We start from the raw sequence: 11,781 nt of genomic DNA, 5'->3' as shown, positions 1-11,781 counted from the left end.
TGCACCAGGCATCCTTCGCCCCTCCCTCAGGGACTCCAGGTGCTGCCTGAACGAAGGGAACCCCGGAGCGCCTGGGGGCCGGTAGGCTGGGGGCTTCCCCCTTCCGGCTCCAGCGTCACCCCTATGCGGACGTAGGCCGGGAGGTTGAGGGGAACGGTCACCGTGTAAACCCCGTAGAGATGGGGACGGGTGCGGAACGTGCCGCCGCTGACCCGCCGCCCCGCCGCATCCACAAACCACACCTGATACACCTGGCCTTCGGGGGGAACGGCCAGCCCCCTGGTGACCAGCAGACCCTGGCTATCCTCCAAGATGAGATACCCTTCTGCTTCGGGGGCCGCCTCGGCGCCCTGCAAGGGAATCACGCGGGGGGTGACCGAAAGGGAAGGAGCGAAGATCCGAGGGGCCGCCAGGATCAGCAATAGGGTGGCGACCACCAGCGCGACGCCCATCCCCAGCCACCGCCAGTTTTCCCGTTGGGGCTGTCGCACCCGGGCCATCAAGCGGGCCTTGAGGCGGGGAGGCGGGGACTGCAACGGGGCAGTGTAGGCCAGCGCGGTGGCGGCCTCCCGATATCGGGAGGCCGCCTCCCGACAGGCCGGGCATCCCGCCATATGGGCGGCGACCGCCGCCGCCTCTTCCGGCGGCAGCGCCCCCAGCGCGTAAGCAGCGAGCTCCTCCTGGAAGACTTCGTGATCGACGTTCATCGTCGGTCACCCCCATCGTACGCAGGCCGCTTCAATAGGGATCGCCCGGATTTCCCAAGTGGCGCGAGGGGAAAGAGAGATTTCGGAGCCCCTGTGCCTCCTGTTCTTTCTCCATCAGGGCAGCAGCCCGCGTTCGGCCAGCCAGTCGTGGAGTTTCCGAAGGGCCAAGTGCAGGCGGCTTTTCACCGTGCCCAGTGGCTCCCCCAGATACTCCGCGATCTCCCGATGGGACCATCCCCGGAAATAGGCCAGCTCCAGCACCCGGCGTTGTGCCTCCGGAAGGGCCGCCATCGCCTCGCGAACCGCCTGGGCCAGCTCTTCCGCCTCCACCAGGGATTCCACCGCCGGATCCGCAGCCGCCGCCTCCAGGGATTCCGGCTCGATCTCATGCGCCCGGGACGGCCGGGCGCGCCGACGGCGGAGCTGATCGATGGCCCGGTTGCGAACCATGGCGTAAAGCCATGTGGTAAAACGGCTCCGCTCCGGCATGAAAGCGCCCGCGTGCTGCCAGATGCTCCAGAACACATCCAGGACCACCTCCTCCGCCGTCTCCGGGTCGCCCAGGATGCGAAGGGCGAGGGAGAAGGCCCGGGCCCCATGCCGGTCGTAGAGAGCGGCCAGCGCCTGCTCATCACCGCCAGCGATCCGCGCTAAAAGGGCCGCATCCTCCAGATCTGCGTAACCCCATTCCTTCACGGTCGGATCACCCAGAGTTCGGCCTGGGGATGGCTAATCCACTCCGCGCCTCGCGGGGTGACCAGCACATCCTCCTCCAGCCCGATGTAACCATATCCGGGCACCTTCACGCCCAGCTCCAGCGTGAAGACATTCCCAGCTTCGACGATCCCATAGGGCGTCTGCCCGTAGCGCTCCCACCGGGGCCCCAGGACGGTCGAGCCGTCATGGACGGTCCGCCCGATATGATGGCCCAGGGCGTGCAGATACTCCGGATACCCCCGCTGGGTGAGGGCACGGCGCGCGGCTGCGTCCACCTCCCACCCCTGGATGCCCGGGCGCAGCGCCTGGAAGCCCGCCTGGATCGCCGCACGAACAGCCTGGAAGGCCCGCTGGACTTCCGCTGGGGGCTCCTCTTCCCCTTCTTGCAACACATACCAGACCCGCTGCATATCCGAGCAGAAACCATCCTGCCGGACCCCCACATCGATGTGGACCAGCACCCCGGGGGTCACCGAACGTTCCCCGGGCATCGCATGCCCAACGGGGGCCTCCGGTCCGATGGCCACAATGGGGCAGTAATCCGGATCCCATGCAGGCTCCACGCCCCTCGCCCGCATCCGCTCGTGGACGAAGGCCTGGATTTCCCGCTCCGAGCGACCGGGGCGCAGGAAGGATCCGATCTCTGCAAACAGGGCCTCGGTGGTCTCCACCGCCCGGCGGATGGCCTCCACCTCCAGAGGGGTCTTGCGGCCCCGCAGTGCCCCGATGAGATCCTCGGCGGAGATGAGACGGCCCACGAACGGCGTGCCGCTCAGCATCCGGTGGAGGAGGCACCACATGCCGTGGGTGAGCCCATCGGCGGCGGGGTCGTTTTCCGAATAGTTAATGGCGATCTCCCGGGGGTTCAGGCGCTGAAGCGCCTCCACCAGGGGTTCCCGGATGCTCTCATCATACCCGATCACCGGATCCCAGACCCCTAGCGCCGCCACGTTCTCCCGATCGAACCGCCCCACAATGGCGATCCGATCTCCTTTCGCGGTGAGGAGAAAGGCGGAGACCCAGGTCACGTTCAGGTCGAGGATCAGATCCAGCACCGGATCCCGCGTCTGCTCGGTCTCCCGAACAAACGTCAACCAGGCATCCATCCCTTTTTCGTTCAGGATGCCGATGGCCTGCCGGACCTTCTCGCGGATGAGGGCGGGGTTGGGCATCGCTGATCTCCTCTCCTCCTGGCTTTCCGATCGTCTTCCAGAGGGGTGCGCTATGACGCGGAACCCAACAGGCGCTGGACCACCGCCTCCAGCTCCTCTTCGGAGTAGTAATAGATGACGAGGCGTCCGCCCCGACGGCCAGCGGAGAGACGAACCTTGGTGCCGAGGGCGTGGCGCAGGCGGCTCTCGATCTCCACGAGACCGGGGGGCCGCGGGAGAGCCTTCCGCCCTCGGGGGCGCTGGCCCTGCAGGCGTCGGGCCAATTCCTCGGTCGCGCGGACGCTCAATCCTTCCTCCAGAATCCGACGGAGGACCAGCTCCTGCTGGGATGGGTTGCTCAGCATCAGCAGCGCTCGCGCATGGCCTTCCGTGATGCGCCCTTCGATCAGATGGGCCTGGATCGCAGGGGGAAGCTGAAGCAGGCGCAGGGCGTTGGTGATCGCCGCCCGGCTCCGCCCCACCCGTCGGGCCACCTCCTCATGGGTCAGACCGAAGGTCTCGATCAGATACCGATACGCCTGGGCCTCCTCAATGGGATTCAAATCAGCTCGCTGTAGGTTCTCGACCAGAGCCAGCTCCAGCATCTGCTGGGGGGCCACCTCCCGCACCACGACGGGGACCGTGGTTAAGCCCGCGCGCCGGGCTGCCCGCCATCGGCGCTCCCCGGCGACCAGTGTGTATCGCGGTGGCTCCAGCTGGGTCTGGGTCACAATGAGCGGCTGCAACAGCCCATGCTCCCGGATGGATTGAGCCAGCTCCTCCAGCTCCGCCTCGTCGAACTGCCGACGGGGCTGATGGGGATTGGGCTCGATCGCCTCGATGGGAACTTCCAGCAGACCCGCCGTCTCACCCGCCGGAAGCAGGGCTTCCAGCCCCTTCCCGAGCCCGAATTTACGCGCCATGGACACCTCCTTCCCGAAGGGGAACGGGGAGGCCATCGCCCTGCATCAGCTCGTGGGCGAGGGCGGTATAGGCGATGGCACCGGGAGAGTGCGGAGCGTAAACGATGATGGGCAGGCCATAGCTTGGAGCCTCCGCCAGGCGGACGCTCCGGGGGATGATCGTCTGGAAGACCCGGCCGGGGAAGTGCTGACGGACTTCTTCCACCACCTGCTGGGCGAGACGGGAGCGGGCGTCAAACATTGTGAGCAGGAAGCCCCGCACATGCAGCCGCGGGTTGAACCCCTGGCGCACCCGCGTCATCGTTTGAAGAAGCCGGGAGAGGCCTTCCAGAGCCAGATATTCACACTGCACCGGCACGATCAGCGCATCCGCAGCGACCATCGCGTTCAGCGTGAGCAACCCCAAGCTGGGGGGACAGTCGATCAGAATGTAATCATAAGCGGATCGAACGCCCTCCAGCGCATCGCGGAGGCGGAACTCCCGTCGGGGGATCTGCACCAGCTCCACCTCGGCCCCGGCCAAATCCGCGCTCGCAGGGGCCAGCTGGAGATTCGCCCATCGGGTAGGGTAAACCCGTTCCGCCATGGGCAAGCCCTCGATCAGCGCCTCATAGACCGAGCCCCCCAGGCTCTTCCGATCAACCCCCAGACTGGCCGTCGCATTGGCCTGGGGATCCAGATCGACGAGCAACACCGAACGCCCGGACGCTGCCAGGCAGGCGGCCAGGTTCACTGCAGAAGTTGTCTTCCCGACTCCTCCCTTCTGGTTCGCAAAGGCGTAAACGGGCATGGCTCTCCCCAGGGATCCTTCCTAAAACACGGCTTCATCCGAAGATGCATGCCGGAATCCCGCCACAGACTTCATGAGTTTCGTGCCGGATCATCCATGCTCCCGCCGGATGGCCTCGATCTCCTCCGGGCGGGGGGTTCCTTCCAGGCCCGGACGGGTGACGGAGAGCGCCGCTACTCGGGCCGCATAATGGGCCGCCGTGAGGGGATCCCGGGTTTCCCAAAGCCGGATGAAAAAGGCCGCCGCAAACACATCGCCCGCTCCTGTGGGATCGACCTCCTCCACCGGATAAGCGGGGATCGAGTAGGGAATCCCATCCTGGAACAAGGTGGCCCCGCGGGCAGCCTGGGTGACCACCAGGATGGAGGTCTGGCGGGCCCAGCGACGGGCGAGGGCCCAATCCCCCTGGATGTCCTCCTCGCTGAAGACCACCGCATCCGCATAGGGGAGGATTTGCTCAGCCTCCATCCATGGCCGGGGATAGACATGACCCTCCCGATCCCAGGCCCGCATCCAGCCCTGGGGTGTGACCCCCCGGAGAGCGTTTTCGAACAGAAACAACAGGGAAGGATCCACCTCCCCGGCCACGGGGGCCAGATGAACCACGCGGGGATGACGCCATTCGAGGGGCACGGCTGCTGGGAGCAGCCGTTCCGCCACCCCGTGAAGGCGCTGCCGCCGACCCTGGGGAGTATAGCAATTTTCGAACTCGGTGGTCTGCTCCGCCGGGAGATTCATCACCATCGCCCCATCCAGGGCCTGCCGGGGATCCCAATCCGGCCCGGTGCTGGTCAGGACCCCCACCCGCCATCCGTGGGCCAGCGCCGTCCGACCGGCATACGCCGCCGTCCCTCCGAACATCGGTCCGAACGGCGTTCGATCCCGACAGACATGTCCAATGATCAGATAATCCACCGAAGCCATGGGCGCTCCGATTCAGGAGAAGGATCGGGTGGGGAATCCGACTGCCTGCCTCCCTAAATCCGGCACTCCTTCCTAACAACCTTCGCGAATTACGCATTTCCCTCCGAGGTCCAGCGCATCGCAATCACCACCCGTCGGTCCTCCCCCTCGCCGATGCTGTAAGTGGTCACCTTCGGATGATCCTTCAGGGCCATATGGATCACCCGCCGCTCGGCGGCTGGCATGGGCTCCAGCTCCACGGGTCGCCCGGTGGCCATCACCTGCTCTGCTTTCTTCAAAGCCAGGCGGCGCAAGGCCTCCGCGCGTTTGGCCCGATAACCATTGATGTCCACGACCAGAGGAATGAAGGCTCCCAGACGCCGGGCGACAATCGCCCGCGCCAGGGTCTGGAAGGCATACAGGGTGCGGCCGTGACGGCCGATCAGACGACCCGCGGTTGGGCCTTCAATCCGCACCATCCAGATGGAATAATTCCCCCGCTCCTCTGGCCCCTCAACCGTCTCCGGGGCGACCGAGAGGGTCGCCTGGATCCCCAGGGAGGCGAGAAGGCCGCTGATCGCATGAGCGACCGCCTCCTCAATCTGCTCCGGTGCTGGACCTGGAAGCGGGGCGGTGGTCTCCCGCACCACCAGACGAACCCGCGCCTCCCGGGCGCCGATGCCCAGAAAACCCGGGCTCCCAGGATCCAGCACTTCGATCTCTACCGCCTCCCGGGGAACACCCAGCTGGGCCAGACCCGTCTGGATTGCTGCCTCAATGGTGGGTCCGCTTACCACCAGCTCCATATCCATTTCATCCTTCCCGCCTAGGTTTGTTCCGTGAGCTCCAGAGAGCGAAAGAGCCCCGCCGCATGATGGGCTTTCCCCATCCTTTCCCTTCCCCCCGATGCCGCCGCGCGGCATGGAAAGAAAGAAGGAGGGAAAGCACGGTTTCCGCTTCCATTCCCTCATCGGCCTCCCCGAGTCTTCCGGCGCGGCCGGGAGGACTCCACAGAAGGGGCAGAGCCCGAGGATGAGGAAGGAGAGGCAGCTGGCGCCTGCCGGGCTCGGGGGAAGCGACGAGCCAGGAAGCCCCGCCAATCCTGGGTGACGAGGGCAAACTGGATCACCGAGATCAGGTTCGTGACGATAAAGTAAATACTCAACCCGACCGCCAGGTTATAGCTGATCCACCCAAAGAAAAGGGGCATATACAGGTTCATCAACTGGGTGGTCATGCGAGCCTGGGGATCCGTGCTCGGAGGCGTCATGACCTTCTGGGACCACCAGGTGGTGAGGATCACCAACAGGGTCATCATCGGCAAGGGGATGAGGATTCCTCCCACCGGGATGAAAATCCGCTCCGGGCGCCCCAGGTCCCAGAGCAGGAACTGGCTCTGGATCGGGAGCAATGTGGCCAGGGCCGGGAACCCGTTGAAGCGGTAGAGCAGCTTGGCCAGGTCGATGACGGCCATGGGGTTGAGGGCCAGGACGTGGATAATGGCCTGGTAAACGGCGATCAGGATAGGGAATTGGATGAGCAGAGGAAGGCAGCCGCCGAGGGGGTTGACCCCCGCCTCTTTGTAGAGCTTCATCTGCTCCTGGGCCAGCTTCTCTCGATCCTTGGCGTATTTCTTCTGAAGCTCCTGGAGCCGGGGCTGCAGCTCCTGCATCTTCTTCGCCGCCCGTTGCTGCTGGGCCATCAGCGGATAGAGCAACAGCCGGATCAGCACCGTCAGCGCCACGATCGCCAGCACGAAATTCCGGCCCAGCGCAGCATAGAGTACCAGGAGGAGATTCACCAGCGGCTGGAAGAACAGCAGGTTCGTCACCAACGTGATGGGATTCATCAAACCTCCTTACGGTTCAACCGGTCCTTCGTGGGAAGGAAAACTCCTTCAGGGCCATTTCCCCCTTTAGCGGCTCATCTTCCAGGCCTCCCTCAGATCCGGGTAGAACGCCACCAGGCGGAACGGCCCACCGGTCGGCGCCACCACGATCCGGTCCGCAACCGCCACAGGAGCGGCCAGGAGGCGCCCGGGAGCCAGGTTGACCGATTTGATCCTCGCCCCGTCCTCCAGATTCACCAGATGGATCCAACCGGCCTCATCGACGACGTAAATCCTGTTCCCCACCACCAGAGGTCGGGCGCGAACCGGCCCGTTCGCCTGGAACGGCCGGGGCCAGAGCGGACGCCCCTGGCGGTCCAGCGCGACCACTTGACCGCTCATATCGCCTACGATCAACCGGTCCCCGGCCACCGCCGGCCCATCCCAGACCCAGTGGTTGGCCCGAAACCGCCATCGCTCCTGACCGGTGGCCGGATCCACGGCATAGAGATGATCGTCGAAGGCCCCGACATACAGCGTGTCCCCATCCAGCGTCAGCGCGCCGGCGATCGCCCCGCGGGCCTGGAAGGGAGCCGGCCAGCGCAGCGCGCCGCTCTCCCCATCCAGGGCCAGCAGGCGATGATCCATTGTGCCCACGATGACCATGGTCCCTGAAAGAACCGGGGTGGCCCAGATCCGGGCCGCGCCCCGACCGGCCTCCGGAAGACGGGTCCGCCAGAGGACCCGGCCGCTTGCCCCTTCCAGGGCCAACACCCATCCATCCCCGGTCCCCACAAAGACCCGCGTCCCATCGGTGATCAGGCCCGCAAAGATGGGGCCGAGAGGGGGCTGATCCAACGGGGGATACACCCACTGGAGTGCTCCGTTCCCCCGCGCCAGCCCGCACAGGCGGCTTTCCCCGGTTCCTGGATTCTCCGCCGCGATGATCACCCACCCTTCCAGCACAGCGGGAGCAGCGTGATAAGCGCCTCCACAAGCCCCGGCATTTCCTCCCTTCGGGGGGAAACGCCATTGTTCCTGGCCGGAGGAAGCCTGGATCGCCAGCACGTGGTCGAGATCCGCCACATAGAGGATATCCCCCGCCACCTGGATCCCGGGCCAGCTGGATCCTGCGCCGCTACAACCGGCAAGCAACAACGTGAGGAGAACTCCCATCCATCCCAGAGTCTTCCACGACATCGTTGTCGCCTTCAATGACCTGTCCTCCAGAGCCGTTATGGAAACCGGACTTCCATCCCCAGAAGGAGGGCAACCGTGAAGCTCCTGGATATTTCGCCGGGCACAAACCGTTCGGAGAGGCCCTCCTCAGGGCACCGGATCGTATCCCCCGGGGTGGAAAGGATGACAGCGGGCGATCCTCTGGATCCCCAGCCATCCTCCCCGGAGCAGCCCATAGCGGGCGATGGCCTCATAGGTATACTGGGAACAGCTCGGGTAGAAGCGGCAGCTGGGCGGCAGCAGCGGAGAGATCAGCCGCTGATAAAGGCGAATCAGCCCCAGGGCGATCCAAGCCAGCAGACGAGTCCATCGCCACCCCGATTTCTTCCCCATCCGGATCTCCCAGCTTGTCAAGCAGGATAACTGGGAATCCCATGAGACGGCGCCTTATTCTCGCAACAAGCCCAATTGGGCGAGCGCTTCCAGCAGCGCGGCTTCCGCGTCCTGTCGCTTACGCCCGATTAAACCCGGGCGGGCGATGAGGACCAGATCCCAGCCTGGTTGAATCTCATGGAGATGCAGACGAGCGGCTTCCCGAAGCAGGCGTTTGGCTCGATTCCGGCGAACCGCCTTGCCGATGGCACGGCGCCCGGCGATCACGGCCACTCGTGTGACTCCGAGATCATTCGGGGCCGCCTTCAACTTCAGAAGCGCGTTGGACCAAGAGCGCCCTTCCTGCAGGACCCGCTCGATCGCCTTCCGGTGACGCAGGCGAATCAGCGAAGCCACGGCTCAAGGAGCGTTCAGTCTTTACGACCGGAGGGCCCCCGATACTTCCCTTTCCAGTTGATCCGCTTGGCTCCTTCGTATTGCGGCGTCAGCCGCCAGCGGCCCTTCAATCGCCGTGCCTTCAGCACGCGCCGCCCGCCTTTGGTGCGCATGCGAGCCAGGAAGCCATGCACCTTCAACCGCTTGCGCCGCTTAGGCTGGTAAGTCCGCTTGGGCATTTTGGATCAACCTCCCCATGAAGCTGCGCAGTGGGTAATTATAACATAGCGTTCAACGGCGAACGGGATCGGGCTTTTCAGCTGAAGGGGGCTCGCGCCGCCTGGCGTTCCTCGCCTGCTTCTTGCTTCCCTCCGCCTCCCTTCCTATACTTTAACGCAACTCGCCGTGGGGGAATTCGAGAGGGAGGAGGGATCGGATGGCGGAGGATGCACGTCTGCCGCGGATTGCCTTCATTGGCAGCGGAGTGATGGCCGAGGCGATGATCCGCGGTCTCCTGCGGGATAACCTGATCGATCCTCAAGACATCATCGCCAGCGGGCCACGGCCGGAACGCGGGCTGGAGCTCCGGGGTCGCTACGGCGTGCGAACGACCACGCAGAACTCGGAGGCGGCGGCCGAGGCCGAGATCGTGGTCCTCTCGGTCAAGCCCCAGGTGATCCCCCGCGTGCTCCCGGAGCTGCGGGGCCACATCCGCCCGGAAGCCCTCATCTTCTCCATCGCCGCCGGCGTCCGCATCGCCACCCTGCGGGAGGGCCTGGGGGTCCCTGCCATCATCCGTGCCATGCCCAACACCCCCGCCCAGATCGGTCAGGGGATCACCGTGTGGACGGCCACCGAAGAGGTAACCCCGCGCCAGCGGGAACAGGCCGTCCTTCTCATGCAGGCGATGGGCGAGGAGGTCTACGTTGATGATGAGCGCTACCTGGATATGGCCACGGCCCTGACCGGGACGGGGCCGGCGTATGTGTTCCTGTTTATGGAAGCCATGGTGGACGCGGGAGTGCACCTGGGGTTCTCCCGACGGGTGGCCGAGCAGCTGGTCTACCAGACCGTCATCGGCTCCGCCCTCTACGCCCGCCAATCCGGCCTACACCTGGCGGCGCTGCGCAACCAGGTCACCTCGCCAGGGGGCACGACGGCGGAAGCCCTGTATCACCTGGAGAAGGGCGGCTTCCGCACGGTGATCTCCCGCGCCATCTGGGCTGCCTACGTGCGTTCCCGACAGCTGGGCCGGGGAGCTGCCGATGAGGTGGAACGCCTCGAACGTTGACCGGCCGTTCCGGATCGCGGTGGTGGGGAGCAGCGAGGCCACTCCTCAGGAGGAGGCTTGGGCTGAACAGGTCGGACGGCTGCTGGCGGCAGCCGGCGCGGTGGTGATCTGCGGGGGCCGCGGCGGGGTGATGGAGGCCGTCTGCCGGGGCGCCGTGGAGGCCGGCGGACTCACCGTCGGCATCCTTCCAGGCAGTGATCCCGAAGAGGCCAATCCCTATGTACGTCTTCCCCTGCCCACCGGTCTGGGAGAGGCGCGGAACGCCCTCGTCGTGCGCGCCGCCGAGGCGGTGATTGCCATCGGCGGAGAGTTCGGCACCCTCTCGGAGATCGCCTTGGCCCTCAAATGGGGCATCCCCGTGATCGGCCTGGAGACATGGGCCCTCCATCGCCCCGGCATGACCGTGCCGATCGAGCGGGTCTCCACCCCGGAGGAAGCGGTGCGCCGCGCCCTGGCCCGGGTGCGGAAGGCCACAAGCCTGTGACACCTTTCTCTCTCTAAGGATCGGGCTCGCCCTTGGAGCTGCTGGCCATCGGCGATGTGACGGTGGACCTCTATCTGGCGCTTCCCGGGCTCCCCGAGCCCGGCGGAGATGCCCACATCCAGCGCATGATCCTCCGGGCCGGAGGGTCGGCGGCGAATACGGCTGCCGTGGCCGCCGCCCTGGGGCTTCCCACCGCTCTGATCGGCGCTGTCGGCACCGATCCCATGGGGGAATGGGCGCGGGCCCAGCTCGCCGCCAGCGGCGTGGATGTCCGCAACGTGCAGCGGCGCCATGAGGCCCCCACTTCGATCATCACGATTCTCGTCACCCCCGACGGTGAGCGGACGATGCTCTCCTACCGCGGAGCCAGTTGCTTCGCCACGCTTCGAGAGGAGGACCGCGCCCGCCTCCGCCGCGCTGCCGTTCTCCATCTCTCCGGCTATGCTCTCCTGGAAGAAAGCCCCCTGCGCTGCACGGCCATGACGCTGCTGGAGGAAGCAGCCGCCCACGGCCTGCCATGCGCCATGGACCCCGGGCTGCCGGCCTGCCGGATGGCCCCGGAGGCCGTGCGGGAAGCCCTGCTTCGGACGTCCATCCTCCTGCTCACCGAAAAGGAGGCCTGGATCCTCTTCGGACCTGATCCGCAGCGGGGGTTCGAAGAAGCCCCGAGCTTGCGCTGGATCGCCCTAAAGCGCGGGGAACATGGGTGCCGGCTGCTGGGGCGCGAAGGCGAGGACATCGCCGTCCCCGCCTTCCGGGTTCCGGTGAGCGACACGACCGGTGCGGGTGATGCCTTCAATGCCGGATTCCTGTTCGGCATGGCATGCGGAGCCCGCCCCGAGGCGGCCGCCCTTCTGGGCAACGCCGCCGGCGCCCTGGCCTGCACCGTCTGGGGTGTCGTCGGATCCTTCCCCAACCGTATGGCAATGGAGCGATTGCTCCAGGAGGCCTCCAGGGATCCGGACTGGTCTTCCTGGCGCGCGCTCCTCGCAGAAGCTCAGGACAGCCTGCGGAGATCCCCCATGCTGGGCAAGGCGTAG

14 protein-coding genes and 1 pseudogene are annotated in these 11,781 nt (G+C 66.0%); 3 read left to right on the top strand and 12 right to left on the bottom strand.

The genetic code is table 11. The features are described 5' to 3' along the window. Positions 1-26: 26 nt before the first annotated feature. The 12 genes and pseudogenes from ACFMO3_RS08560 to rpmH form a co-directional block, all read right to left on the bottom strand. Positions 27-707 carry an anti-sigma factor domain-containing protein gene (locus ACFMO3_RS08560; RefSeq protein ID WP_376789994.1) on the bottom strand — a complete coding sequence of 227 codons (681 nt, stop codon included), beginning with the start codon at positions 705-707 and terminating at the stop codon, positions 27-29. Between the two features lie 114 nt (positions 708-821). After that, positions 822-1,403, bottom strand: coding sequence for a sigma-70 family RNA polymerase sigma factor (locus ACFMO3_RS08555; RefSeq protein WP_376789993.1), 582 nt, complete (start codon positions 1,401-1,403; stop codon positions 822-824). Next, positions 1,400-2,596 carry a M24 family metallopeptidase gene (locus tag ACFMO3_RS08550; protein ID WP_376789992.1) on the bottom strand — a complete coding sequence of 399 codons (1,197 nt, stop codon included), beginning with the start codon at positions 2,594-2,596 and terminating at the stop codon, positions 1,400-1,402. The genes ACFMO3_RS08555 and ACFMO3_RS08550 overlap by 4 nt, the downstream gene beginning before the upstream one ends. A gap of 50 nt (positions 2,597-2,646) precedes the next feature. Continuing rightward, positions 2,647-3,498: a ParB/RepB/Spo0J family partition protein gene (locus ACFMO3_RS08545; RefSeq protein ID WP_376789991.1), complete on the bottom strand. Its 852-nt coding sequence runs from the start codon at positions 3,496-3,498 to the stop codon at positions 2,647-2,649. After that, positions 3,488-4,288, bottom strand: coding sequence for a ParA family protein (locus ACFMO3_RS08540; RefSeq protein ID WP_376789990.1), 801 nt, complete (start codon positions 4,286-4,288; stop codon positions 3,488-3,490). Before ACFMO3_RS08540 ends, ACFMO3_RS08545 begins: the two co-directional genes overlap by 11 nt. A 90-nt stretch (positions 4,289-4,378) precedes the next feature. Further along, positions 4,379-5,212: a PfkB family carbohydrate kinase gene (locus ACFMO3_RS08535; protein ID WP_376789989.1), complete on the bottom strand. Its 834-nt coding sequence runs from the start codon at positions 5,210-5,212 to the stop codon at positions 4,379-4,381. A gap of 89 nt (positions 5,213-5,301) precedes the next feature. Further along, on the bottom strand, positions 5,302-6,003 hold the full coding sequence (jag, locus tag ACFMO3_RS08530) for an RNA-binding cell elongation regulator Jag/EloR (protein WP_376789988.1): 702 nt from the start codon (positions 6,001-6,003) through the stop codon (positions 5,302-5,304). Between the two features lie 155 nt (positions 6,004-6,158). Continuing rightward, positions 6,159-7,040: a YidC/Oxa1 family membrane protein insertase gene (locus tag ACFMO3_RS08525; RefSeq protein WP_376789987.1), complete on the bottom strand. Its 882-nt coding sequence runs from the start codon at positions 7,038-7,040 to the stop codon at positions 6,159-6,161. A gap of 66 nt (positions 7,041-7,106) precedes the next feature. Continuing rightward, on the bottom strand, positions 7,107-8,219 hold the full coding sequence (locus tag ACFMO3_RS08520) for a PQQ-binding-like beta-propeller repeat protein (protein WP_376789986.1): 1,113 nt from the start codon (positions 8,217-8,219) through the stop codon (positions 7,107-7,109). Between the two features lie 126 nt (positions 8,220-8,345). Next, positions 8,346-8,591, bottom strand: coding sequence for a membrane protein insertion efficiency factor YidD (gene yidD / locus ACFMO3_RS08515; RefSeq protein ID WP_376789985.1), 246 nt, complete (start codon positions 8,589-8,591; stop codon positions 8,346-8,348). 54 nt (positions 8,592-8,645) lie between these two features. Next, positions 8,646-8,987: a ribonuclease P protein component gene (gene rnpA, locus ACFMO3_RS08510; RefSeq protein WP_376789984.1), complete on the bottom strand. Its 342-nt coding sequence runs from the start codon at positions 8,985-8,987 to the stop codon at positions 8,646-8,648. Between the two features lie 86 nt (positions 8,988-9,073). After that, positions 9,074-9,205: pseudogene (gene rpmH, locus ACFMO3_RS08505) on the bottom strand (50S ribosomal protein L34); the annotation flags it as partial. A gap of 197 nt (positions 9,206-9,402) precedes the next feature. Between rpmH and proC the strand changes: the two are divergent. From proC to ACFMO3_RS08490, 3 genes are read left to right on the top strand one after another with little or no spacing between them, the layout of a single operon-like run. Then, entirely contained in the window at positions 9,403-10,257 is an 855-nt protein-coding gene (gene proC, locus ACFMO3_RS08500) for a pyrroline-5-carboxylate reductase (protein WP_376789983.1), read from the top strand. Beyond that, complete coding sequence (locus ACFMO3_RS08495) at positions 10,232-10,741, top strand: TIGR00725 family protein (protein WP_376789982.1); 510 nt, start codon at positions 10,232-10,234, stop codon at positions 10,739-10,741. Before proC ends, ACFMO3_RS08495 begins: the two co-directional genes overlap by 26 nt. Positions 10,742-10,773: 32 nt before the next feature. Further along, positions 10,774-11,781 carry a carbohydrate kinase family protein gene (locus ACFMO3_RS08490; RefSeq protein WP_376789981.1) on the top strand — a complete coding sequence of 336 codons (1,008 nt, stop codon included), beginning with the start codon at positions 10,774-10,776 and terminating at the stop codon, positions 11,779-11,781.

It is taken from the genome of Thermoflexus sp. (assembly GCF_042408815.1).
Taxonomy (GTDB): domain Bacteria; phylum Chloroflexota; class Anaerolineae; order Thermoflexales; family Thermoflexaceae; genus Thermoflexus.
This window is presented reverse-complemented; position numbering and strand designations above follow the sequence as displayed.

What these genes read in the sequence shown, in the direction of transcription:
- ACFMO3_RS08545 (WP_376789991.1), bottom strand. Translation starts at nt 3,498, where the DNA reads ATGGCGCGTAAATTCGGGCTCGGGAAGGGGCTGGAAGCCCTGCTTCCG.
- ACFMO3_RS08540 (WP_376789990.1), bottom strand. Translation starts at nt 4,288, where the DNA reads ATGCCCGTTTACGCCTTTGCGAACCAGAAGGGAGGAGTCGGGAAGACA.
- ACFMO3_RS08520 (WP_376789986.1), bottom strand. Translation starts at nt 8,219, where the DNA reads ATGTCGTGGAAGACTCTGGGATGGATGGGAGTTCTCCTCACGTTGTTG.
- ACFMO3_RS08535 (WP_376789989.1), bottom strand. Translation starts at nt 5,212, where the DNA reads ATGGCTTCGGTGGATTATCTGATCATTGGACATGTCTGTCGGGATCGA.
- ACFMO3_RS08560 (WP_376789994.1), bottom strand. Translation starts at nt 707, where the DNA reads ATGAACGTCGATCACGAAGTCTTCCAGGAGGAGCTCGCTGCTTACGCG.
- ACFMO3_RS08550 (WP_376789992.1), bottom strand. Translation starts at nt 2,596, where the DNA reads ATGCCCAACCCCGCCCTCATCCGCGAGAAGGTCCGGCAGGCCATCGGC.
- proC (WP_376789983.1), top strand. Translation starts at nt 9,403, where the DNA reads ATGGCGGAGGATGCACGTCTGCCGCGGATTGCCTTCATTGGCAGCGGA.
- yidD (WP_376789985.1), bottom strand. Translation starts at nt 8,591, where the DNA reads ATGGGGAAGAAATCGGGGTGGCGATGGACTCGTCTGCTGGCTTGGATC.
- ACFMO3_RS08525 (WP_376789987.1), bottom strand. Translation starts at nt 7,040, where the DNA reads ATGAATCCCATCACGTTGGTGACGAACCTGCTGTTCTTCCAGCCGCTG.
- ACFMO3_RS08495 (WP_376789982.1), top strand. Translation starts at nt 10,232, where the DNA reads ATGAGGTGGAACGCCTCGAACGTTGACCGGCCGTTCCGGATCGCGGTG.
- jag (WP_376789988.1), bottom strand. Translation starts at nt 6,003, where the DNA reads ATGGATATGGAGCTGGTGGTAAGCGGACCCACCATTGAGGCAGCAATC.